This is a genomic window from Micromonospora sp. NPDC003816 (assembly GCF_042874705.1).
Classification (GTDB): Bacteria; Actinomycetota; Actinomycetes; order Mycobacteriales; family Micromonosporaceae; genus Micromonospora.
Genome location: NZ_JBIANP010000001.1, coordinates 858,006 through 881,187 on the forward strand (window position 1 = coordinate 858,006; position 23,182 = coordinate 881,187).

15 protein-coding genes are annotated in these 23,182 nt (G+C 72.3%); 6 read left to right on the top strand and 9 right to left on the bottom strand.

Annotated features, from left to right (window positions below; genetic code table 11):
• Positions 1-96: 96 nt before the first annotated feature.
• From ACFYTT_RS03645 to ACFYTT_RS03665, 5 genes are all read right to left on the bottom strand, one after another.
• A complete protein-coding gene (locus ACFYTT_RS03645; RefSeq protein WP_387257540.1) occupies positions 97-1,269 on the bottom strand; it encodes a hypothetical protein in 1,173 nt (390 codons plus the stop codon).
• Positions 1,269-4,682 carry a hypothetical protein gene (locus ACFYTT_RS03650; protein ID WP_387257541.1) on the bottom strand — a complete coding sequence of 1,138 codons (3,414 nt, stop codon included), beginning with the start codon at positions 4,680-4,682 and terminating at the stop codon, positions 1,269-1,271. Before ACFYTT_RS03650 ends, ACFYTT_RS03645 begins: the two co-directional genes overlap by 1 nt.
• Positions 4,679-7,291 carry a hypothetical protein gene (locus ACFYTT_RS03655; protein ID WP_387257543.1) on the bottom strand — a complete coding sequence of 871 codons (2,613 nt, stop codon included), beginning with the start codon at positions 7,289-7,291 and terminating at the stop codon, positions 4,679-4,681. The genes ACFYTT_RS03650 and ACFYTT_RS03655 overlap by 4 nt, the downstream gene beginning before the upstream one ends.
• 33 nt (positions 7,292-7,324) lie before the next feature.
• Positions 7,325-8,602, bottom strand: a complete 1,278-nt coding sequence (locus tag ACFYTT_RS03660; protein ID WP_387257545.1) for a DUF4407 domain-containing protein — start codon at positions 8,600-8,602, stop codon at positions 7,325-7,327.
• Between the two features lie 237 nt (positions 8,603-8,839).
• Positions 8,840-10,036 carry a M14 family zinc carboxypeptidase gene (locus ACFYTT_RS03665; protein WP_387257546.1) on the bottom strand — a complete coding sequence of 399 codons (1,197 nt, stop codon included), beginning with the start codon at positions 10,034-10,036 and terminating at the stop codon, positions 8,840-8,842.
• A gap of 470 nt (positions 10,037-10,506) precedes the next feature.
• On the opposite strand from ACFYTT_RS03665, the gene ACFYTT_RS03670 reads away from it, so the two are divergent.
• The 3 genes from ACFYTT_RS03670 to ACFYTT_RS03680 all read left to right on the top strand — a co-directional run bounded on the left by ACFYTT_RS03670 (position 10,507) and on the right by ACFYTT_RS03680 (position 13,936).
• Positions 10,507-11,466: a TIGR03557 family F420-dependent LLM class oxidoreductase gene (locus ACFYTT_RS03670; RefSeq protein WP_176093802.1), complete on the top strand. Its 960-nt coding sequence runs from the start codon at positions 10,507-10,509 to the stop codon at positions 11,464-11,466.
• 198 nt (positions 11,467-11,664) lie between these two features.
• On the top strand, positions 11,665-12,711 hold the full coding sequence (locus ACFYTT_RS03675) for an NAD(P)-dependent alcohol dehydrogenase (RefSeq protein ID WP_131052448.1): 1,047 nt from the start codon (positions 11,665-11,667) through the stop codon (positions 12,709-12,711).
• Between the two features lie 106 nt (positions 12,712-12,817).
• The gene (locus ACFYTT_RS03680) at positions 12,818-13,936 is read left to right on the top strand and encodes a PQQ-dependent sugar dehydrogenase (protein WP_387257549.1); all 1,119 of its coding nucleotides are present in this window, start codon (positions 12,818-12,820) and stop codon (positions 13,934-13,936) included.
• Positions 13,937-13,975: 39 nt separating this feature from the next.
• Here the strand turns inward: ACFYTT_RS03680 and ACFYTT_RS03685 are convergent, their stop codons facing one another.
• Both ACFYTT_RS03685 and ACFYTT_RS03690 read right to left on the bottom strand, forming a co-directional pair.
• On the bottom strand, positions 13,976-15,433 hold the full coding sequence (locus ACFYTT_RS03685; protein WP_131052447.1) for a pentapeptide repeat-containing protein: 1,458 nt from the start codon (positions 15,431-15,433) through the stop codon (positions 13,976-13,978).
• A 91-nt stretch (positions 15,434-15,524) separates the two neighbouring features.
• Positions 15,525-16,385 (bottom strand): LysR substrate-binding domain-containing protein, encoded by an 861-nt coding sequence (locus ACFYTT_RS03690; protein ID WP_357214236.1) that lies wholly within the window; start codon positions 16,383-16,385, stop codon positions 15,525-15,527.
• A 134-nt stretch (positions 16,386-16,519) separates the two neighbouring features.
• On the opposite strand from ACFYTT_RS03690, the gene ACFYTT_RS03695 reads away from it, so the two are divergent.
• The gene (locus ACFYTT_RS03695) at positions 16,520-17,509 is read left to right on the top strand and encodes a bile acid:sodium symporter family protein (protein ID WP_387257551.1); all 990 of its coding nucleotides are present in this window, start codon (positions 16,520-16,522) and stop codon (positions 17,507-17,509) included.
• A gap of 53 nt (positions 17,510-17,562) precedes the next feature.
• Here ACFYTT_RS03695 and ACFYTT_RS03700 read toward each other — a convergent pair whose 3' ends face one another.
• Positions 17,563-19,995 carry a glycogen debranching N-terminal domain-containing protein gene (locus ACFYTT_RS03700; RefSeq protein ID WP_387257553.1) on the bottom strand — a complete coding sequence of 811 codons (2,433 nt, stop codon included), beginning with the start codon at positions 19,993-19,995 and terminating at the stop codon, positions 17,563-17,565.
• Positions 19,996-20,122: 127 nt separating this feature from the next.
• On the opposite strand from ACFYTT_RS03700, the gene ACFYTT_RS03705 reads away from it, so the two are divergent.
• Together ACFYTT_RS03705 and ACFYTT_RS03710 are read left to right on the top strand one after the other, a co-directional pair.
• Positions 20,123-20,905 (top strand): alpha/beta fold hydrolase, encoded by a 783-nt coding sequence (locus ACFYTT_RS03705; protein ID WP_387257554.1) that lies wholly within the window; start codon positions 20,123-20,125, stop codon positions 20,903-20,905.
• A gap of 94 nt (positions 20,906-20,999) precedes the next feature.
• Complete coding sequence (locus ACFYTT_RS03710) at positions 21,000-21,386, top strand: hypothetical protein (protein WP_387257556.1); 387 nt, start codon at positions 21,000-21,002, stop codon at positions 21,384-21,386.
• A 42-nt stretch (positions 21,387-21,428) separates the two neighbouring features.
• Here the strand turns inward: ACFYTT_RS03710 and ACFYTT_RS03715 are convergent, their stop codons facing one another.
• Complete coding sequence (locus tag ACFYTT_RS03715) at positions 21,429-23,060, bottom strand: hypothetical protein (protein ID WP_387257558.1); 1,632 nt, start codon at positions 23,058-23,060, stop codon at positions 21,429-21,431.
• Positions 23,061-23,182: the final 122 nt, after the last annotated feature.

The window sequence follows — 23,182 nt, forward strand, 5'->3', positions numbered from 1 at the left end:
GGAAGCTCCCGGGTGGGCCGGCGAAGCGGATGCGAGGAAGCTAGCGTTCCTCGGTGGCCACCCGGCATCATCTTTCACGGTACGCCGGCAACCCGTTCACTCTGTGTAGATCACTCGACCGGCCAGTGTGTGGTCGGCGTCTCGGTAGGCGACCCGGAGCACCCATTCCACGGAGGGACGACGTTTGGTCGGCGCGCTCACCACCTTCATGTCCTGATTCGGACTGGTCGACTTACCTCCATGCCGCGGCCAGGTGGGCGGATAGGGGCCGGCGGGCACGACGATGTCGGCGTCGTGGTCCGCGAAACGGTGGCGTAGCAGCGCGTCGGACCGCGCGGCGAACTGCCGCCACCAACTGCCCGGCGCGGGCAGCGGGCGCGGGAACAGGGAACGCACCGCCTCGTCGACCAGCACCAGACGGCGCAGTCGGCCGTACTGGTCGGGTTCGTCCGCGTACTCCCGCAGCCGGCGCCACAGATGCTCCCGGTAGTGCCGCAGTTGCCCCTCGTCGTCCAACCGGTGCCTGCCCGCTCGGTCCGGTTGCAGACTGTGGTCCAGCGACGCGTGACTGCCCGCCAGACTGAGCACGTCGGTCACCAGCCGCGCCAGGTCGTCCTCGCGTCCGTGCAGCACCATGGAGACCTCGGCGTCCGGTTCCGCGCCGGACAGGTCCAGTCCCTCGCCGCCCACGGTCGACAGGTCCGGCGCGAACGCGCTCGGCGGCCCGACGCCGGCACCTCCCAGGTGTGCCAGGCGACGCCGCCACTCGGTGGCCTGCGGCTCGGGAAACCCGAGGCAGGTCAACCACATCCACTCCCAGCAGTGGGCCGGGTCGGACGGCGGCGCGGCGTCCCGCCAGGCGGCCACCTCGCGGTCGGCGAGGAACATCTCCGTGAGCGGGACCACCTCGGCCGTGGGCAGCGCCGGACCCGGCCGACCCGGCGCCGGTCCACGGCCGGACACGGGGTCGGCGGTGGACGTGGCGGCGCCGGTCGGTACCGACGTGGTGGGCGTCGTCTCGACGGTCGGCCGAGCCACGGTCGACGCCGGATCGACGGCGGCCGACAGGTGGTGGAGCACGACGTCGATGAGCCGACCGGTCTCCCGGTCGTCGTCGTCAGCGGGCGGCGGCCAGTGGGCGGCGGCAGCCAACGCCTGGCCGAGACCGTCGAAGGCCCGCCGGGCCTGCTCGGCGCGGGGCCCGCCGCGCCGGGCGAGGGTGTACAACGCCGACTCCAGCGACCGGCCGTCCAGGTGGACCGCATCCATCAGTGCCTCCCGGTGAACGGGTCCCAGTTCTCGTTCCACATCGGTTCTCCCTCGCTCATCGCCGTGTGGAAGACGGCCCCGGGATGGCCGAGCATGTCGGTCAGCCGGGTGGTGGTCAGGTATCTCGGATAGCCGCGGTGCACCCGCAGCCAACCTCGCCGGTCCAGCGAGGCGACGTAGCGCACCGCCGGGTCGTACGGCCCGTCGGGCGGCGCGAGCTGCGCCAGGACGACGGTGTCGCCCGCCGCGTCGACACCCTCGAACTGCCACAGCCGCTGCCCGTCGCCGACGTCCACGGGTACCGGCAGCGGATGTTCACCGACCATCCCGGGTACCGGCGGCTCGTCCGGGTGCAGGGTGTGCATCCGGTGCTGCCACGCCGACTGGTCCGGGTCGGCGGGGAAGACTAGGGTCGGGCCGTCCGGCCGGTGCTCGGTGTGACGGGTCGACGGAGCCCCGACGTGGATCGCGACCGGCAGCCGGTCGATGGTCCCGTCCGGGCCGGTGGCCCCCGCGCGGAGTCGGGGCAGGATGTTCACCCCCGGTTCGTGCAGCAGGTGGTCGGGAGTGCCGCCCACACACAGGAAGACCGTCGGGGTGAGGTCCTGGTCGATCTGCAGTTGGAAGTACAGGTCGGCGGGGGGCTCGCCGGGTAGCGTCAGCCCGGTCTGGCGCAGTGCGTGGGTCGCCAGATGGAACTGGAACTCGCCCCACTCGATGGACTCGCGGGCACCGAGGTCGCGGTGTACCCGCAGGTTGCGGGGGACCGGATACCAGCGGCTGCGCGCGGCCAGGTTGCCGTTGCGGTCGCTGTAGCGGCAGGGTGTGCCCGCCTCCAGCAGCAGCAGACCGCTGCCGCCGTCGGGTTCGCGCAGGAAGAAGTGGCACGGCAGGGAGAGGAACATGTTGTTCACGTCGATCATCACGGCGCTGCCGCCCCGGTTGAGCTGGGCGACGATCCCGGCGCCGTCCTCGGCGGTGCCGCGCAGGTTCTGTTGCTCCTCCGCCCAGCAGGCGCCGAGCGAGGCGGCCTGCTTGGCGTTCGTGGTCTCCACCGCCATCGCCGACGGGTCCCAGGTCCCGGTGGCGCCGTGCTGGCTGAGCCGCCGGGCGAGCGTCTCGCCGACGATCTGGCGTACCACCGGCATCTGGGCGCTCCGGCCGGAGAAGAAGACCTGGTCGAGCGGTTCCGCGTCGGCGCCGCGGAGGCGCACGTTGACGATGTCCGCCGCCAGGTCGGCCGCCTTGACCACGACCGGCCGGACGAGGCGGACGAAGTCCGCACTGGACAGTTCCAACGACGGCGCCCGCACGTCGGCCTTCACCAACGGGACACCGCTCCTGCGGACCTCGGCGAGGACCTGGTCGAGCTGGGTGTCGAGGATGGTGACGGAGCCCGGCCCGGCCAGCCGACCCAACTCGATCTTGACAGTCTCCGCCTCCGTCCACAGCACGGTGAAGGCGTACGTCGAGATGCCGGACTCGGCGTCGGTCGGAAGCAGGTCGCTCAACGCCTGGCGGACCGACGACGGGGCCGGGTCGAGCGTCTGGTTCGCCAGCACCATCGGGGCCAGCGGCTGGTAGCTGCCGTCGGCCGCCCGGCTGACCCCGGGCCACTGGTAGGTGTCCTGTATCCGCCGACGCTCCTGCTCCGGCAGGTTCTCCACCAGCGCGTCCGCCAACCTCGCCTTGATCCAGTAGAAGACCCGCAGGGTGAGCAGGTCGCCGCCGAGTTGCGGATGACCGGTGGAGCCGAGTACCCGTGGGGTGATCAGGTAGGAGCAGCCCGCCCTCGGGTCGTTCGCGGCCGGCGGGGTCCGGTCCTCCAGGTCGAGGGCGAGCAGGGCGATGTCGGTGGTCCCGCCACCGATGTCGACCACCAGCAGGTTCCGGCGCCAGATCCGCTGCCCGGCCACGTCGACGGGACGGCTGCGACTGCGGAACCGTTCCATCCCCTCCGACAGACTGCCGCGCAGCTCACGCATGAGGAAGTACATGCCCGCCGCGACCCCCTCGTCGTAGGTGAAGGTCGGCAGCGGCACCAGCAGGTCGTCCTGGAACAGGCTGCGCAGCCGTTCCCGGCGGGCCGGCGGCATGGTCGTCGGGTAGGTGACGACGACGTGGCCCACCCCCAGCGGCTGCCCCGAACCTGTGCGTGCCGCGAAGCGCAGGGCGCTGTCGATGAGCCAGTTGTAGGCGTGCAGCACCAGGAAGTCGCTGCTGGCCGGCTTCCTGGGCGCGGGCTTCCAGTGCAGGCGTGCCAGGTCGGGCGCCAGCGGCTGGCTCCGGCCCAACGCGCGTTTGAGACCCGGGAGCGAGCGGACGTACCCCCTCTCGTCCTCGGTCGGCCGGACCAGGCTGACCCGGGCCGGCGCCGGGTCGGTGCCGATGACGTGCACGGTGCTGGAGACGGTGTCCGGGTTGTCGACCTGGTCGAACTCGACCTTCATCAGTTTCGAGGTGGCCAGCGCCGGGGTGTAGAAGGCGTCGTCGAGGATCCGGTGCAGGCGGCCCGCGAGCCAGGCGCTCAGCAGCAGATCGCTGGTGGCGCCCGGCCTCAGCGCGGTCATCACCAGGTCCCGCACGCGGGCCCGGAACTCGGTGACGCCCTCCCTGGTGTCGTCGAGCAACCGGACCAGCTCGTCGACGTCGGTGAACGGGTGGTCCTGGAAGCCCGGCAGGCCGGCGGTCCGTTCCCGTACCAGCCGCAGGCACTTGTCGCGCAGGTCGAGCCAGGCCGGTCGGGCCGCGCCGTCGTCCGGCCCCGCGGACTGGAGCAGCTCCGCCAGGGCGGCGCGGAGCATCTCGTCCTGCGCGGGGTCGAGGTCGCTGCCCTGGATCTTGTGGTCGTCCACCATCGTGATGGTGGAGCTGGAGGTGCCGAAGTCGATGGCGAACATCTTGGCCACCTGGTACCCGGTCACCGGCTGCCGCAGCGGTTGCTCCGCCACCCCGCTGCCCAGACCCTCGGACCCGGCGAGGGTGTCGGTCCCGGGCTCGGCGTCGGGTGCCGCGAACTCCAGCAGCAGGGTGAAGTCCCGGGTGGTCACCGACTCGCCGCCGAAGGTCACCCGCCAGGTGAGCCGGACGGACTCCAGCCGACCGGCCGCGCCGGGCAGGTTCAGGTACTCGAAGACCGGAACCGGGGCGGACACCTCATGGGGCTCGCCCACCGTGACGGCCCGCCACGACGTCGTCGGGTAGTTGCGGGCCAGGTAGCGGCCGAGGGCCCCGGTGGCCGGTGTGGCGTCGGCGAGAAAGACGTCCCACACCTCCACCGGTCCGTCCGTGGCGCGGATCGCCACCCGGGGCAGGTGGTAGCGCCCGTGGTGCAGGTACAGCCGGAACCGGTCGGGTGCCACCACGGCGGTACGGCTGCCCGCCGCCGGCTCGAAGACCATCTCGACGGTCATGCCTCCCCCTCCTGGGTGGGATCCAGATCGGTCGGCCAGTCCCGGAGCAGTCGCTGCCACACCGAGCCGGTCGTGGTGCCGCCCGGCGGCGCGTTCCCGCCGAGCCAGTCGGCGGAGGCGTCGGCGACGAGCCGCTCGATCGACACCGCCTTGGGGATCTCCTGGTGGACCTCGGTGACCTCCCGCCGGACCCGGTTCGCCAGGTCCACGAGCGCGTCGAACAGGCGTTGCTGGGCGATGCGCAGCACGCCGTCGGCAACCTCCTGGCGCATCCGCAGCAGCCGGACGACGTGCTGTTCCTGCCCCTCGTCCTGGCTGGTCACCGGTGCCTGCCCGGGTGCCGTCGCCCACGGCAGTTGCTGGGCGGGCAGCAACGGGAACAGGTCGGGCACGTCCGGGCCGTCGAGTGGCGCCGGTTGCGCCAGCGCCTCGGAGCGTCGACGGATCCGTTTGACCACCCATTGCAGCTGGGTGTAGCTGCGCAGCCAGGTGCGCCGGTTGGCCCCGCCGTCCGGGTCCAGCGCGGCGAGCGCCGCCGCCCGGTCCGGTTCGTCGAACGGGTCGCCAGGCCCGTTCCAGACCGAGGTCAGGGCCTTGCTCGTCTCGTCGACCCACAGGGCGGTGAGCCGGTGGAACTGATGACCCGCCTCCCGGGTGGCATCGCCCACGAAGCCGGCGAAGCGTAGCCGCAACTGGGCGGTGTTCGTCAGCAGCTCGGCACCGCCGCCCCCGCTCTGCGGGGTGTGGGTACGCCGGTCCTCCTCGTCGTCGTCCTCGTCGACGACGTGTCCACGGGCGGCGTGGCCGGGGACCACCACCCGTCCGGTGTCCAGCGTGGCGTCGAGCGTCTCGTCCCAGCCCTGCCAGCCGAACACGGTGCGGGCCACGGAGACCCGCAGCAGGTCGAGGGAGTCGTCCAGATGCTGTCGCCACACCGGGTCGGCGGTGCCGGGGCGCAGCTTCGCGGCACCACCGACGAGGACCTGTTCCGCCGCGAGCAGTTCGTCGCGCAGCCGGAACAGGTCGCCCACCACGTCGTCACCGGCCTGACGGGAGGTGCTGGCGTCGTGCCACTGGAGGGTCGTGACGAGTTGGTGCATCGTCGCGGTGTGCCGACGCAGGGCGTCGAGCTTGAGCCGTACGCCGTGCTCCGTCACGTGCCGGGCGACGAGTGCCCGCAACGCCTCGACGCCGCCGTCCTCGGCGGCGGCGCAGACCGCCCGGGCCAGTGGCGCGCCGCTGTCCCCGGCGGAGAGCGCATCCCCGATCCCGTGCCAGGCCGCCATCCGCTGCTGCACGACCGTCCGGTGGGCGGCGAGCACCCCGGCCAGCTCCCGGTCCGGCTGGTACGGCATCCGATGCACGTCGATCGCGTGCAGCAGGCTGGCCAGGGCGATCCGGTCCGGGCGCTGGCCGGTCAGCTCGTACCCGGTGCGGGCCAGGGCCCGGAAGCCGGCGTCGGCGTGGGCGAGCCGGTCGATCGTGAGTGTCCCTGTGGGCACGGCCGGCGGGGTGAGCAGGTCGAACATGGTGGCCACCACGAGCACCGAATCGGCCAGCTCGGCCTTGCTGCGTCCATGCCCGGCCAGCAGCGCCAGGAACTTCGTGGCGACCTCGGTGCCGGGCCGTTCCGCCCGCACGGTGATGAGGATGGTGTGAGTGTCGCGAAGCAGAGCGGCCGAGAGGAAGTCGTCGCGGGCGGCGCCGCGCGCGTTGAGGCCGGGGAAGTCGAGGAACTCGACCTCCTGCACGCCGGCCAGCCGGTCGACCGGCCAGCGGTCCGCCGGCACCGAGACCTGGAGGGTGATCCGCCCCAGCAGGGGAAAGATCTCCCGGAGCACCGTGGCGGTCAGCTCGGTGTGCGCCGAGAGGGGGATCGCCGGTGGACGGACCGGATAGGACGTCGGTGGTCTGCGCGAGCCGCCGATGGTCAGCCCCTCGGCGTACGCGTCCAGGTGCAGCGGCCGCGACGCCCCCGCGTTCGTCGGGTGCACCAGCTCCCCGGCCCGGTCCAGGGCGTCACGGATACGCAGCAGCTCCCATGCCGAGTCCCGGATGGCCAGGAGGCTGGACTCGGGGAGCGCGCCGTCGGGACGCTCCGGCCAGACGTACCTGCGGCACCACTTCTCGAAGGTCGTCCAGCCGTCCCGCACCGGGTGGTACTCGCGCAGCGTCGACACGTCGACGGGCAGGTTGGTCTCGGCGACCGTGTTGCAGATCTTGTTGAGGACGAAGACGGTGCCGGCCGACACCTGTGCCGCCGACAGCAGGCTCACCGAGGCGGACGTCACCTCCACCGGTGAGCCGGGTGGCCCGGCGCCGAGCCGTACGGCCGTGACGTTGCCGGTCGTCGCCTCCGTCGAGACCGGCAGCAACTCCGGACGGCCGAGCAGGGTGCCCAGCAGAAGTGACTTCCCGGCGCTGTACTCACCCACCACGCCGATGGTCACCGGTGCCAGGCAGGCGTTCTCCAGCTCGTAGGTCTGGGCGACCAGGTCCTTGCGCAGGTCCAGGAGTTCAGCGGGCGGGCTGGCGGCCTGCGTCTGCGCGCGTACCCGCTCGGCCCATCGTCTGTACCCGTCGATCAGGTCCTGTGTGGAGTGTGACATCGGCATCTCCGCTTCGGGGATGGGGCGGGCTGGTCAGCCGCCGTTCCTGAGGTGACCCAGGCGGGTGGACTTGCGGTAGTTCTCCTCTTCGCGGGCGAGGTCGTAGAGGGTGTTGGCGCGGACCTGGTCGAGATCGGCGAGCTGGTCGACGGAGTCGCGTCCTGCCTGCAACCAGCGCCTGGTGCGATACGCCGACAGTTCGGCCTGTGCCCGGACCCGGCGGTCGTAGAGGGTCGGCGGGGCGAGCAGCTTGAGCGAGACCGGCAGCAGGTCGATGGCGAGCAGCGTCACCCGCAGGACCCAGGGGATCGCCAATACCAGCAGGTTGTCGCGGTTGGCCTGGAGGAACCGGTGCAACGCCCGCTCCTGGGTGATCCACCCGCGGTCGCCGGTGATCGCCGCGACGCTCGCGTCGATCCTGCTCTGCCGGTCGCTCTGCAGCTTTTCGATGCGCTCGTCGAGGACGGCGTTGGCGGTGGCGACCTCATCGCGGGTCTGCCGGGCGACCTTGCGCAGTCGCCGTAGCTCCGTCTCACGTTGCGCGGCTACCTGGCCGAAGCCGGGCCGTCCGCTGCCGCTGGACCCGTCCGCCTCGCCGGCCAGGGCATCCGCCGCCTCGGTGACCGCCTGCTCGGCTGCCGTGACCCGGTCGTCGTTCGCCCGCTTCTCGGACCGCAGCGCGGCGATCTCGGCGGTCTCGCCCCGGGAGTCGACCCGCTGCGCCACCGTTACCTGGTCGGTGTGGCTGCGGTCCAGCTCGCGGCGGATCTCGGACTGGAAGAGCAGCAGCAGGACGGCCTCGGTGACCAGGAAGGCGGCACCGATGGCGATGACCACCCGGAAGCCGTACTGCGACACCTGCCGACCGTGCGACCACCAGCCGGCGCGCCGCGTGCCGGATCCGGCGTCGACGTGACGGAGGTCGCCGTAGTTCGGCTCGGCCATGATCGAGCGGTCGGCCCAGAAGATCAGCACACCCCAGCCGACGGCGAACGGGATCAACGCGACGGTGAACCCGCCCCGGATCACGGACCCGAACAGGGCGAACATCACCGCCGACAGGGTCGCGATCAGCACGATGAACACGCCGATGCCGACGTAGCGGTACCGCTCCGACCGGGTCTCGACGAGGGTGCGGTCGATCCCCGCGCACCACAGGAACAGTCGGGTGAACGGGTTACGTCCGGCCGCTCGGCCCGGCGGGGTGGCCCCCGTGGGCGGCGGTGCGGCACTCGTCGCCGTCCGCAGCGCGTCGGCGCTGTCCGGGCCGAACCGGCCGCGCCGCCATCTGTTGCGCCATCTCGTCACCATGACCGCGCCACTCCCCACGACGGGCCTGCACCGCACCGGCCTGTACCGGCAACGGACAGTGTCCGGGCCGGGTCGGTGCGCAGTCCCGATCAGAAGGCGGGATGTGCGGTCTCTTCACGTGCCGGGGCTCGTGGTCGGCGAGGCCGCCGCGGCGTCGACGCGGGACGGCGGAACCCCGCCGGGAAAAGGCGTCGCCCCGGCCGTAGCGGGGCCGGGGCGACGATGGTGGTCGCGGGGTCAGCTCCGCGGGACGTTCATCCGGGCGGGGATCAGGTCGTACCGCGCGGGGTCGATGTCGTCCAGGGTGCCGTCGGTGATCGAGTCGACGATGCCGAAGAGTCCGTCCTCGACCTGCTTGGTCAGCATGCCGTGCTGCTTCTGGCCCCAGGACTGGGTCTGGCCGCGCGTCTCGAACAGGATGGTGGCGCTGCCGCGCAGCGCGAACGAACCCAGCGCGGTGCCGGGCAGGTTCGTGTTCTGCGGGTAGAGCGTGACCTTGCTCTGCGGGGAGTTGCCGGACTGGAGCGCGTCGTAGACCGCGACGTTCACCCGGCGCGACGCGTCGTAGTCGAACTTGGGCCAGGTGCCGTGCTGGGCCGGGTCGGTGATGAAGCGTCCGGAGATGGACAGGGTGGTGTAGTCGTCCATCCCCACGCCGGTGTAGCAGGCGGCCTGGTTGTGCAGGTCGGCGAAGACGTCGACGGTGCCGAACTCCCGCTCCAGCGCGCGGTAGACGTCCCGGGCGGCCTGGGCCTCCGGGGTGATGAACCAGCCGACGGAGGCGCTGTTGCCCGGGAAGTCGGCGGGCCGGGGCACGTAGTCGAGGTCGGGGTTGAAGTCGCGGTTCACGTCGAACCCGCCGACCCGGGTGTTGTAGTTCCAGGCGGTCCGGGCGTCGGACAACTGCGGGAAGTCGGCGACGACATCGGCCCACGTGCGGGCGTTCTGCCGGGTGTCCAGCTCACTGCCGTCCGGGTTGAGCTTGGGGATGGCCACCACGGTGACCGCCTTGCGGATCTCCTGGGACCGCTTCGAGTTGTTGCCGAGCGTTCGCAGGGCGTCGAGCACGGCGGCCGTACCGTGCATCTCGTTGCCGTGGATCTGGCTCTGGATCAGGACGACCCGGTCGCCCTCACCGACCCGCGCGGTCCAGATCTCGCGACCGTGATTCGAGTGCCCGGCCACGTCGACACGGACCTTGCCGTTGCTGGTGTGCTCGATCTGCCGAAGGCTCCGACGGAGTTCCTCGTGGCTGATGAAGCCCTGGACCGACTTGTTGCCGGTCTCGTTTCCGCAGTGCGATTCGAGGGGTTGGGCGACCGCCGGACCGGTGAGTGCCACCACGGCGCCGGGAGCGCCGATGAGGAGTGCGGCGGCGACCGCGACAGAACGCTTTACCCGACGCGTCGGTGATGCCGGCATGGTTGGGCTCATGAATGTCCTCCACAGTGATCGGGTGGATCTAGTCCGTCACCTAAGCACAGGCCAGGGCTGCTAGCAATGCATCGAGGAGAGATCAGCCACCGTTTGCAGCCGAATGTCGGAAGCGATTTTCCGGCAGCGTTCCGGTCGATTCCCGGGAGGGTTCTCCGAGCGTGGTCGGGGAATCTCAGTAAATCCTCAGAAGGAGACCGTTCGGTCGTTCCGGGAACGCGCGACCGACTATTTTCGCGCGCCCGGTTGCGGACGCTGGGGAGGCGTTTCGACAATTGTCGGACGAAGGCCCGACAATCGTAGGACCATTTCCCCGTAATCGTTCACGGTGCCTCGACAGGTGTCGCAGCCACCGCGCCGGCCGACGGAGCCGGCCGTCGGCGTCCGAGGTGTGTCCCGATTCCGCCGTCCGGTCGGTCGGACAGTGCGACAGTGGTCACCAGGCGCACGGTCGGAGGTCGGGGGAGTCGATGAGGATCGGGTACAAGCTGGCCAGTGAGGGCTTCGGGCCGAAGGAGATCATCCGGCAGGCGGTCCGGGCCGAGGAGGTCGGGTTCGACTTCGTCGAGATGAGCGACCACTTCCACCCGTGGCTGGACGGCCAGGGCCACTCCTCGTTCACCTGGACAGTGCTCGGTGCCGTCGCCGCGCGCACCGACCGGATCGGTCTGGCCACCGGCGTGACCTGCCCGACGGTGCGCTACCACCCGGCGATCATCGCGCAGGCCGCCGCCACCCTCGCGATCATCTCGGACAACCGGTTCACGCTCGGCGTCGGTGCCGGTGAGCGACTCAACGAGCACGTCGTCGGCCAGGGGTTCCCCAGCGCACGCGGGCGGCACGAACGGCTGCGGGAGGCGCTGGACATCATCCGGCTGCTCTGGTCCGGCGGCTACCACTCGTACGAGGGCAAGCACCTGCACCTGGAGGACGCGCGGGTGTTCGACCTGCCGGACCGTCCGCCGGTCATCGCCGTCGCCGCCAGCGGGGCCGTGTCGGTGGCCATCGCCGCCGAGTTGGGTGACGGTCTGTTCGCCACCGAGCCGGTGGCCGACCTGGTGCGGAACTACCAGCGGATGGGTGGTCAGGGGCCGCGCTACGCGGAGGTCCCGATGGCCTGGGCCACTGACGAGGAGCAGGCGGTGCGGGCGGCCTGGGAGACCAGCCGCTGGGCGGTCACCGGCTGGAAGGTGATGAGCGAACTGCCGAACCCGGTCAACTTCGAGGCCGCCGCGCGGACCGTCACCCACGACGACATCCGCGCGCAGTTCGCCGTCGGCCCCGACCCGGAGACGTACGTCCAGGCGGTCCGCACCTACGTTGACGCCGGCTTCGACCACATCGTGCTGCAGAACGCCGGACCGGATCCGGACGGGTTCCTCGACTTCTTCCGCGACGTCCTGGCCGAGCGCCTGCGCACCCTGGGCTGACCGCCGCAGCATCCTCGGCCGACCGTCGCACCCCCTCGACCGTCCGTCGCAGCACCGCACGCCGCGTACCCGCCTCGTCGCGGGGTGTCGCGGCGCGTCGTCGTGTCCGGCTCCGGTCAGCAGGCGCGGCTAGGCTCGATCGAGCCGCCCTCGGCCACCCCGTACGCGGCACCGTCGACCACCCCACCTGGGAGAGCTGTGACCCTCGTCAGCGCCTACACCGCCACGTCCGCGTCCGCGCCCCTCGCGCCGGGCCAGATCCGTCGGCGGGAGGTGGGGCCGCGCGACGTGCTGATCCAGATCGCCTGGTCGGGGATCTGCCACTCCGACATCCACACCGTGCGCGGCGACTGGGGCACCGTGCCGTACCCGCTGACCGTCGGGCACGAGATCGTCGGCGTCGTCACCGAGGTCGGTGCCGAGGTGACCCGGCACGCCGTGGGTGACCGGGTCGGGGTCGGCTGCATGGTCGACTCGTGCCGGGAGTGCGCCAACTGCCAGGCCGGTCAGGAGCAGTACTGCCTGCGCGGGTTCACCGACACCTACAACGCCACCGACCGGGACGGCACGGTCACCCAGGGTGGTTACTCGACGCACATCGTGGTGGACGAGCACTTCGTGCTGCGGATCCCCGAGGCGATCCCGTTCGAGAAGGCAGCGCCTCTGCTCTGCGCCGGCATCACCACGTACTCGCCGCTGCGGCACTGGAAGGCCGGACCCGGCAGCCGGGTCGCGGTGGTCGGCCTCGGCGGTCTCGGTCACATGGCGGTCCAGCTCGCCGCCGCGATGGGCGCGGAGGTGACCGTGCTGTCCCAGACGCTGAACAAGCGCGCCGACGGGCTTCGCCTCGGCGCCGCCCACTACCACGCCACGAACGACCCGGAGACCTTCACCCGGCTGCGGTACGGCTTCGACCTGATCGTCAACACGGTGAGCGCGCAGATCGACCTGGAGGACTACCTGAACCTGCTCGCCCTGGACGGCACGCTGGTCACGGTCGGCGCGCCGCCGGAGCCGATGCCGGTCCGGATGTTCACGCTCTTCGACAACCGGCGGTCGCTGGCAGGGTCCACCATCGGCGGCATCCGCGAGACCCAGGAGATGCTCGACCTCTGCGCCGAGCGGGGGATCGCACCCGAGGTCGAGGTCATCGACGCCGCGCAGGTCAACGATGCCTGGGAGCGGGTCCTCGCCGCCGACGTGCGCTACCGGTTCGTCATCGACATCTCCACCCTGGCGGCCTGAGCCGGGGAGGCCGACGCCCCTCGGCCCGCCTTTTCCCTGATTTTCGCCGCCACCTGGTTCGCTGCTCGCAGGACCGGGACACGCAGGAGACCGCTGAAGGAGACGAATGCGATACCGAATGTGGGCCGGATCGGCCCTGGCCGTACTGCTGGTGGCCGGGACCGCCGCGTGCGGCAACGGCGACACCGACGCCACCGGCCCCGGCCCGGATCCGGGCCCGGTGGCCACCAGTACGGCGAGCAGTTCCCCGTCGGCGGCGCCCGACCTCGACGCGGGGGAGGAGTTGGCCCGGGGCATCGACGTGCCGTGGGGGCTGGCGTTCCTGCCCGGCGGAGACGCGCTGGTCGCCGAGCGCAACACCGGGCGGGTCCTGCGGATCTCCCCGGGCGGCGGCACACCCGGCGAGGTCACCACGGTGCCCGGCGTGACCGCCGGTGGCGAGGGCGGACTCCTCGGGCTCGCCGTGTCGCCGGACTTCGCCGACGACGACCTGGTCTACGCCTACTTCACCGCCGCCGCCGACAACCGCATCGTGCGGTTCCGGCTCGACGGCGGTCAGCCGGAGGTGGTGTTCTCCGGCATCCCCAAGGCCAGCTTCCACAACGGCGGACGCATCGCCTTCGGCCCCGACGGCATGCTCTACGTCGGCACCGGCGACGCCGGGGACACCGGCAGCTCCCAGGACCCGGCCAGCCCGGCCGGCAAGATCCTGCGGCTCACGCCGGAGGGCGAACCGGCACCCGGCAACCCGACCGCCGGCTCCCCGGTCTACAGCCTCGGGCACCGCAACGTGCAGGGCCTGGCCTGGGACCCGGAGGGACGGCTCTTCGCCACCGAGTTCGGCCAGAACGACGTCGACGAGGTCAACCTGATCGAGGCCGGACGCAACTACGGCTGGCCCGAGGTCGAGGGCGAGGGCGACACGGCGGGCGGACGCTACACCAACCCGCTGATCACCTGGTCCACCCGGGAGGCGTCGCCGTCCGGCATGGCGATCACCGGCGGGAACGCCTACGTCGCGGCGCTGCGCGGCGAGCGGCTCTGGGTCGTACCACTCGACGGTGACCGGCTCGGTGAGCCGTCCGCGCGTCTCGACGGGTACGGGCGGCTGCGCACCGTGCAGGTGGCCCCGGACGGGGCGCTCTGGGTCACCACCTCCAACACCGACGGGCGGGGCGACGTCCGCGACGGCGACGACCGGGTGCTGCGCTTCCCGGCCCGCTGACCCGTGACCCGGCGGGCCGGACGGTGACACCGTCGGGTGTCAGGCCACCGCGCCGTGCAGGACCACGTGCTTCGGCGGCGTGGTGCCGAACACCACGTCACCGTGGAAGACGGCGCGGCCCGACGGCCCGTCCAGGCTGAACGACACGCGGTCGAAGCGGCTGCCGTCGAGTCGGGTGGTGCCGTGGAACTGGGCGCCGGTGAAGTCGACGTGTCCGGCCTCGCCGCCGCGCAGGTCGAGGTCGACCAGGGTGGCGCCGCAGAGCCACAGGTGCACACCGCGCCACTGTCCCGGACCGGGCCGCAGCCGGTCGGCGAGCAACCGCTGCGCCAGCCGCCGTTCCCGCAGCAGGGCGTCCTGGCCGGCGGTACGGTGCGAGGCGTCCAGCGGGAACGGGACGGGCACCCGGAGGAAGGCGCAGAGCGCCGTGGCGACGCGTTGCCGCAGCTCGGGCCGGTCGTCGCCGAGGCGGGCCAGGATCCGCAGTCCGGCCGCGCGGACCACCGGGTCGGCATCGGCCAACTGCCGCGTGTACGGCCCGACCGAGGCGTCCGGCGTCAGGGGACCGCCTGCGGCGTCGACCGTCCAGCCGAACGGCCACTCCGACTCGCCGTCGTCGGTGCCGCCGGCCCAGTGGGCGCCGGTCAGGTCACCGCCGGGGTGGGTGAGGTGGCTCCGCCCGGCGAACCGGGCACCGGCGAAGGTGGCCCGGGCCCCGAACCGGGCGTGGTGGAACCAGGCGGGGCCGTCGAAGCGTACGTTCCGGAACGACACGTCCCCGACGAACCGCGCGCCGTCGCCACCCTCCGCCCAGTCCTGGTAGTCCTCCACCAGGACCGCGACCGGCCAGTGTGGGTCGTCCTCGTTCGGCTCGTCCCACGGCGCCGGGGCGATCTCGTCCACCGTGTCCCACGCCTCGTCCTCCTCCCACCAGGTCTCGGCGCCCCGGCCGAACCAGGCCATGCCGGCGAACACCGCGCCGGTGAAGTCCGTCCGTCCCCGGAACCGGGTCCGGCCGAAACCGGCGTCGCCGGTGACCCGCATGCCGGTGAAGGTGGCGTCGTCGGCGAAGACCGCGCGCGGGAACGACGCGTCGCGGTCGACGGTGGCGCCCTCGAAGGCGGTGGCCCCGTGGAACCGGGTGTCGGCGAACCGGACCGCCCGCAGCCGGCAGGCGCGGAAGTCGGCGTCGTGCAGCGTCGCGCCGGACAGGTCCACGCTGATCCCGTCCCAGGGCGGGGTGCGCGGGGCCGGGCCGGCGCCGCGCAACCGGTCGGTGAGCAGGCGCAGCGCCGCGCGACGTTCCTCGGTGTCGACGCCGTCCGGCGCGGGTGTGTCACGCAGCCACGCGCAGATCGTGTCGGTGATCGGCTGCCGCCGCTCGGAGTCGGTCGCGCCGAGGGCGATCAGGGCCTGCGCCGCCGCGTAGCGCGCGCCGGGCGCCGTGGTGGTGAGTCGCCGCACCGCCTCGCGGTACGCCGTCGGGGTGTCGTCCACGGCGCGAGCCTAGTACGGCGACGCCCGTCATGATCATGGCCGATGGGCCCCGTCCGCATCCGGCCGGCGGGGCCGTCCGCTGTGGCGGCGCTCAGGACGTGGGAGTGGTCCGGGCCCCGGCGGTCAGGATCGCCTCGGCCAGGGCGGCCACCGTGTCGGCGGGCGCGCTCTCGCGGTGCAGCAGGACGAACTCCACCTCGCCCAGCGGCGGCAGCCGGTGCCCGGCCGGGGCCGGCACCAACCCGGGCGGGACCAGTTCGGCCGAGTGGGCCATCACCCCGAGACCGGCACGGGTCGCCGCCACCAGCCCGCCGAGGCTGGTGCTGGTGCAGGCGAGCTGCCAGGCCCGACCCGCCGCGCCGAGCGCGTCCAGGGCCTGCGCCCGGGAGATGCTGGGCGGCGGGTACGCGACCAGGGGCACCGCTTCGTCCGGGGCGAGCCGATGGTCGGGTGCGGCCAGCCAGATCAGCCGGTCCCGCCAGACCAGCCGACCCCGCTCCTGCCCGGCGAGGCGCTTGGCGAAGACCACGTCCAACTGCTGCGCGTCGAGCCGGTGGTGCAGGGTGCCGCTCAGGTCGACGGTCAGCTCCAGGTGCACCAGCGGATGCCGGTGCCGGAAGTCGCGCAGGACCCGGGGCAGGTGGGTGGAGATCAGGTCGTCGGAGACGCCGAGCCGAAGCCGGCCGCGTACCGGCCCGGTGGCGAAGTGTCGCCGGGCCCGGTCGCCCGCGTCCAGGATGTCGCGGGCGAAGGTCACCATCGCCTCGCCGTCGACGGTGAGGCCGACGCTGTGGGTGTCCCGCACGAACAGCGGTCGCCCGGTCTCGTCCTCCAGCCGCCGCACGTGCTGACTGACCGTGGACTGGCGCAGGCCCAACCGGGCCGCCGCCCGGGTGAAGCTCAGCGCCTGGGCCACCGCCAGGAAGCTGCGTAGCTGAACAGGGTCGTACACCCGGGAGAAGCTATCACGGTCCGTGATGGCAGTCAGCGCGATGATCGCCTTTCCCACTGATCCATCCGGGCCGACAATGATCGGGCGGCCGCCCCGAGGCGGCGCAGAGCAGGAGCGACCGGAGAGGAGAGGCGATGCGCTGGCCGCGTCGGCTGCCGATCGACCCGTTCATCGCGGCACTGTTCGGCACCGTGGCGCTGGCCGCCCTCCTCCCGTTGCGCGGCACGGCCGCCGAGGTGGGGCGGGTGGCGGCTGCGCTCGCGGTGGCGTTGCTCTTCTTCCTGCACGGCGCCAAGATCGCCCCGAGGGCGGCGCTCGACGGTGCCCGGCACTGGCGGCTGCACGTGGTGGTGCTGCTCGCCACGTTCGTGCTCTTCCCGCTGCTCGGGCTCGCCGCCGCGCCGCTGCGACCGGAGGTGCTGACCCCCGAGCTGTACCAGGGTCTGCTCTTCCTCTGCGCCGTGCCGTCCACGGTGCAGACCTCGATCGCGTTCACCGCCATCGCCCGGGGCAACGTGCCGGCGGCGGTCTTCACCGCCTCCTTCTCCAACATCGCCGGCATCGCGCTCACCCCGCTGCTGGTCACCCTGCTGCTCCAGGGCTCCGGCGAGGTACGGGTCAGCGCCGGCTCGATCGGCACGGTGGTGCTGCAACTGCTGGTGCCGTTCGTGGCGGGGCAACTCTCCCGCCGCTGGACCGCCGGCTGGATCGAGCGGCACCGAGCCCTGACCGGCCGGGTCGACCGGGGCGCGATCCTGCTGGTGGTCTACTCGGCCTTCAGCGCCGGCGTGGTGGCCGGGGTCTGGGACGAGGTCTCACCCGGGCGGCTGGCCGTCCTGATCGCCCTCGTCACCGGGCTGCTCGCGCTGGTGCTCGGGCTGCTGTACGCCGGTGGCCGGGTGCTCCGCTTCGACCGTCCCGACCGGGTCACGATCCTGTTCTGCGGGGCCAAGAAGAGCCTGGCCACCGGTCTGCCGATGGCGGCCGTGCTGGTGCAGCCCGAGGCGCTCGGCCTGCTGGTGCTGCCCCTGATGATCTATCACCAGATCCAACTGGTCGTCTGTGCCGCCATCGCCCGCCGCTGGGCCGACCGGCACCCCCCAACCCCCGCCGACCGCGGGTAAGGAAGGGCCCCCTACTAACGCCTCGTGTATAGGAAGGGTCCCCTCCTTACACCTCAGGGCGTACGGCGGGCACGGAACGGACGGCCCCGCCCCAGCGCGTCGGTGTACCCCCACCGACCCGGGATGTCGAGCAGCTCGATCTGGCCCATCTCCTCCGGCACCCCGGCCTCCACCGCCAGGTGGTTCGCGTACGGCTCCAGGCCGAGCAGCGTACGCAGCACCATCAGGGGCGTACCGCTGGACGGGGCGTACGGGCTGTCGGCGAGCCCGTACGGCACCGGGACCTTGGTGGCGGCCCGGTCGTAGCCGGTGAGGTACGCGGGCAGCCGGCCATCGAAGTAGCGGCTCGCCTCCAGCATGCCCTCGGCGATGCGCGCCGCCTCGGCCCGGAACCCGGCCCGACACAGTCCCCAGGCGATCATCGAGTTGTCCCAGGGCCAGACCGCACCGGTGTGGCGACCGAGCGGGTTGTAGCCGGGTTCGTCCTCGGCGACGGTGCGGATGCCCCAGCCCGACCAGAGGCCGGGACCGAACAGGTGCCGCACCACGTCGTCGCGCCGCGACATCGGGACCATGTCGCTCCAGAGCAGGTGGCCCATGTTCGAGGCCAGCCCGTCCACGGGTCGACCGTCGGCGGAGAGCGCCACCGCGTAGTGCCCCCGGTCGGGCAGCCAGAAATCCCGGTCGAAGCGGTCCTGCAACTCGGCGGCCTCGCGTTCCAGCCGGTCGGCCCACTCCAGGTCCTGCCAGAACAGGCGCGCCATCCGGGCGGCCCGCCGTTTGGCGTCGTAGGTGTAGCCCTGGACCTCGCAGGTCGCCTGCGGGAATCCGGCCGGACGGCCGTCGGCGAAGCAGATCGCGTGCGCCGAACTGCGCCAGGTGCCGCCCACCTCCTCGGTGCGGCTGGTCTGGCAACCGGCCCAGACGTAACCGGTCCGCTGCGGGTCGGCGGGGCCGTCGAGCCAGGCGATGGCCGCCCGCACCTCGTACTCGTACCCACGGACCAGGTCGGCGTCGCCGGTCCACCGCTCGTACTCGTCGAGCAGGATGACGAAGAGGGCGGTGGTGTCGACGGCGGTGAAGTTGGCCGACTCGGGGGTGTCGTTGAAGGCTGCCGAGTCGCCGTACCGGCACTCCTGGACGATCTTGCCCGGCTGCTCGCCCCGGAACGGGTCGTCCCGTGCGCCCTGGGTCAGCGCCAGGATGCGCAGGGTCCGGGCCGCCCGTTCCGGCAGGAAGGGCAGCGCCTGGAAGCTGCTGATCAGGCTCTCCCGGACCAGCAGGGTCATCGACCAGGGCAGGCCGGTGGCGGGCAGGCCGTCGAGGTAGTTGAGGCCGGGATAGTGCAGTGCGGCGAGGTCGCGCACGGACCGCTCGTACGCGTGCTGCAACGGCTCGTAGTCGGCACGCAGTCGGGGTGCCGACCCGGTCAACCGGGCGATGTCGGTCAGGACCCGCCTGTCGGAGCGCCCGGTGGAACTGTTCAGCCGTTCCCGCAGGTCGCGGCTGTGCAGGTCGCGGACGAGGGTGAGTACCCGCAGCCGGGTGCTCCAGGCGCTCTTCGCGTCGACCGTGACGGTGAAGGTCAGCCCGTCCTCGTCGATCCGGGCCGGTTCGCTCGCCGTGACCACCGTCTCCCGGTGCAGGCTCTCCCGCTTGTAGTGCAGCCGCAGCGTGTCCTGCTCCACCAGGGCGACCACCGGTCGGTCCCGGCGCAGCCCGCTGCGGACCTCGGGGACTTCGGCGAAGTCCGCGGCGACCGCCAGCCGCATGGTGTACTGCACCGGTGCGGGCGCGTGGTTGAGCAGGGTGATCTCCTCCTGGAACTCCTTGTCCACCTGGCGTCGCCGCATGACCGAGGTGGTCGCGCTGACGTAGTGGGTGGGCTCGCCGGGCACCAGCCCGAACCGGGACTCCCAGGTGTTCACCGCGTCGTGGGAGAGCACCGAGAGTTGCTCCCCGTCGAGGGTCAGGTCCCAGGTGGACAGGAACCGGGTGTCGAAGAAGTAGAGGCCCATCGGGGTGGTCGGCGTGGTTCCGACGTTCCCGTTGGCTTCGCTGATCATGAACAGGCTGCCGGCGAAGATGCGGGTGGCCTGCTGGAGTCCGACCAGACCGGGTTCGGCGAAGGTCGTACCCGGTGTGGCCGGCTCGACGGCGACGCTGTTGGCGGCCACCGGCAGCAGTCGGCGGAAGAGGTGCATCAGGGCGAGGTCGCCCCCGACCGATAGCACTCCCCGGAACAGCATGGAGACGAAGTGGTCGCGGCCGGCGAGGAGACGCTCGAACGAGGCCCGGCTCATCTCCACCCGGCAGTCGGCGTCGGTGCCGTCCCGGTACGCCCGGGCGCGGCCGTCGGCGAGCGCGACGAACCAGGTGTCGTGCCCGTCGAAGTCGAAGCGGAGCACCCCGGTGGGTGTGGTGGGCAGGCGGCCGGGCGGAGTCTCGGCCAGGCTCGCGAAGAAGCTGTCGAGCACTCCGTCCACCTGCCCCTCCCCGTCCACTGCCGTGTCGGCAACGCGGTAAATCGGACATACAACATATAATTGTCTTCTGGTGTGGGGTCGTGCTTCAGTGGAAGTACGGGGCACATCAGTCCGGGGAGGTGCGACGGTGGACGGACGGGTCGCGGCAGGGATGCGCTACCACACGTACGGGCCGGGACGGGGCGGCACGTTCCTGCTCGTCCACGGCTGGTGCGGCGACCACACGTACCTGGAACCGGTGGCCCGTCACCTGGCCGCCCGGCCGGCCCGGGTGATCGCCGTCGACATGCCCGGCCACGGCGACAGTCAGCCCTCGCCCGACGGGTACGGCGTCGACCAGATGGGCGGTCACCTGCGCGCCCTGGCCGAGGCGCTGGACCTGCGCCGGGTCACGGTGATCGGGCACAGCCTCGGCGGGGTCTGGTCGTTGGCCGCCGCAGCCGCCGACCGGAGTCGGTTCACCGGCCTGGTGATGCTGGACTCCGCGGTGGCCGGGCCGCCCGGGGCCGCCGACGCGATCGGCGAGGTGGCCGAATCACTGCGCGACGACACGTCGGGCGTGGCCCGGGAGGAGATCGTCCGTTCGTACTTCCGGCCCTACTCCGAGCCGCGCCTGGTGGAGCGGGTGGTCCGGGCGATGGGCCGACCCTCCACCGAGATCGCCTACGAGCCGATCGCCGGACTGGCCGCGTACGTGCGGCAGGGCGGCGACGTGGCGGCGCTGACCACCTGGGCCCGGCCGCTGCTGATGGTCGGCACCGACCAGCCCTTCTCCGACTACGCCCACCTCACCCGACTCGTCCCCGAGTCGCACATCGGGCAGACCGCCGGCTCCGGGCACTTCGTGCAACTGGAGGTTCCGGAACAGGTGAACGCGATGATCGACCGCTATCTGGAGATCACCCGCTGAACGCGCCGGACACTCGGCGGGCGCCGGAGCGGAACGCGCCGACCGGCCGGCGGCACCACGGGCCGCCGTCGGGTCGACGGACGACGGGGGAGTGGTGACGAGGGGCGAGGTACGCGCACGGGCGTTGCTGCTGGCGGGGGTGCTGCTCGGCGCGGCCGGGATCTTCGACGCGGTGGCGGCCGGCGCCGACCTGACCGGCGACCGGTACGTCTCGTTCGGCGACGGCGTCGTCCACCGGCACGACATCACCGGGTGGGTCTGGCTGCGGCTGGCCGCCGGGGTGGGTGTCGCCCTGGCCGGGGCGCTCGTACCCCTGAGCCGTCGCTGGTCGGGGCTGCTCGCGCTGGCCGCCGTCGCGGTCTTCGTCGTGCTGCACCTGTTCCTCTTCACCTACCACCCGGTGCAGACGGTGCTGGTGCTCGGACCGGCGTTGGCCGCCGCCAGGCTGATCCTCCTGCACCGCGCCTCGCCGGCCCCCTGAACCGCGCGCGACCCGGTGAAGGCGGTGCCGGCCCCGACCGGGTCAGCGGGTCGGCAGGCAGACCTTGCCGGTGAACGCGGGGTCCGGCTGCCGGAACGCCGCCCAGGCCGGGTTGGCCGCGATGGCCAACGGCGGTGCCTGCCACGCGGCGCCGAGCCGCTGGAGCAGCGGATACTCGTCGCGCTCCTGCTCGATCGACTCGCCGGAGAGGAAGGCGACCAGCCGTTCCTCGACCAGCGCGCGGTCGAGCAGGCCGCCGTGGACGCCGGGCATCTGGAACACCGGGATGTCGGCGTAGTCGCCGGGTGGCGCCTCGGCGGCGGTGCTGGTGGGGACGAAGGCGACGATCCGTACGCCAGGCACCGGGCACATGAGCTGGTTGCGGTAGAACGGCGCGTTGTCGACCAGGGACCGGATGAACGGCTCGTCCGGACCGGTGCCGGCACCACCGCCCTTGTGCAGTACGCCGAACATGAGTCGCAACTGCCACCCGGTGACCACGCCCCAGCCCCGGTCCTGGTGCGGTGGTGGATAGTAGGCGCGCCCCGCGTTGATCAGTGGGCTGAACATCGCCAGCGCGTCGACCGCCGGATGGGCGCCCTCCTGGAGGTAGGTGCGGGCGACCATGGCCCCCTCACTCTCACCGAGCAGCGCGATCGGCCGACCGGTACGCCTGTGCAGCCGCTGCACCTGCTCGCCGAGCAGCCGTGCGCTCTGCGCCACCGAGATCGTGGTGTCGCGTGGCGCGTACGGCAGGGGTGTGCCGTCCGGGTCCAGCCCCCGGTAGGAGAACCGCTCGACGCGGTCGTCGACCGGCGCCTCGCCGCCGTACGCGGAGCCGTAGCCGGCGAGGACGATGATCGCCTGCGGGACCTCCGGCGGCAGCGGATGGTCCAGCACCATCGTCTCGGCCTGGAGGTTCTTGCCCGGCACCGCGTGCATCAGCGGTGGGATGAGCAGCGGCACCGCCAGGGCGAGCACGGCCGCGACCGGAGTCGCCGGCAGCCACGCCAACCGGATGCGGTGCGCGCGCAGGGCGGCGTGCACCGTCCGGTCCCAGAGCAGGCCGTTCACCACGCCAGCCGTGGCGGCCACCGGCACGGTCCACCAGCCCGGCACGCTCCAGCAGAGCGCACCGGCCATGGTCAGCACCACGAAGTTCAGCAGCGACCAGCCGACCAGGGACAGCGACGGCAGTCCGCGCCACCAGGGACCGACCACGGCGGCCCGTTGCAGGAACGGTGCCAGCAGGAACATCGGTAGCAGGGAGGCCAGCAGCACCCAGGAGAGCGCCACCACCGACGCGGCCACCGAGATCAACGCCCACGGCGCCACGATCACCGCCACCAGCAGGGCCAGCCCCAGGCTGCGCCGCAGCAGCCACCGCACCGGCGGGCGGGGCACCCCGTCCGGCCAGGCGAGCACCACCAGCACGGTGTGGAACACACCCCGCGCCACCACCAGCACGCCGAACCAGAACAGGAACTTCGGCCAGGACTCGTGGTAGACGTACAGCCACCGCAGGTCGTGGTAGGTGTCGTACGGCCAGACGGCCGAGGTCTGCGGTGCGAGCCCGGTGGCGGCGACGAAGCCCAGGGCGACCAGGACGGTGGCCTCGACGGTCGGCGGCACGGCGGTGAGCAGCAGCAGTCCCGCCCGTCTGCGCTGCCGCATCCTGCCTCCCCGCCGTCTCCTCCCTGGCAGACTCCACCGGGAACGGCCGTCGTGTCGGGCAGTTCGGCAACTTCGCGGCGAGCGGGTGGGCGGCAGACCGGGTGACGACGCCCCGGCGGGCG

What these genes read in the sequence shown, in the direction of transcription:
- ACFYTT_RS03695 (WP_387257551.1), top strand. Translation starts at nt 16,520, where the DNA reads ATGCGCTGGCCGCGTCGGCTGCCGATCGACCCGTTCATCGCGGCACTG.
- ACFYTT_RS03650 (WP_387257541.1), bottom strand. Translation starts at nt 4,682, where the DNA reads ATGACCGTCGAGATGGTCTTCGAGCCGGCGGCGGGCAGCCGTACCGCC.
- ACFYTT_RS03645 (WP_387257540.1), bottom strand. Translation starts at nt 1,269, where the DNA reads ATGGATGCGGTCCACCTGGACGGCCGGTCGCTGGAGTCGGCGTTGTAC.
- ACFYTT_RS03665 (WP_387257546.1), bottom strand. Translation starts at nt 10,036, where the DNA reads ATGAGCCCAACCATGCCGGCATCACCGACGCGTCGGGTAAAGCGTTCT.
- ACFYTT_RS03680 (WP_387257549.1), top strand. Translation starts at nt 12,818, where the DNA reads ATGCGATACCGAATGTGGGCCGGATCGGCCCTGGCCGTACTGCTGGTG.
- ACFYTT_RS03715 (WP_387257558.1), bottom strand. Translation starts at nt 23,060, where the DNA reads ATGCGGCAGCGCAGACGGGCGGGACTGCTGCTGCTCACCGCCGTGCCG.
- ACFYTT_RS03670 (WP_176093802.1), top strand. Translation starts at nt 10,507, where the DNA reads ATGAGGATCGGGTACAAGCTGGCCAGTGAGGGCTTCGGGCCGAAGGAG.
- ACFYTT_RS03655 (WP_387257543.1), bottom strand. Translation starts at nt 7,291, where the DNA reads ATGTCACACTCCACACAGGACCTGATCGACGGGTACAGACGATGGGCC.
- ACFYTT_RS03660 (WP_387257545.1), bottom strand. Translation starts at nt 8,602, where the DNA reads ATGGTGACGAGATGGCGCAACAGATGGCGGCGCGGCCGGTTCGGCCCG.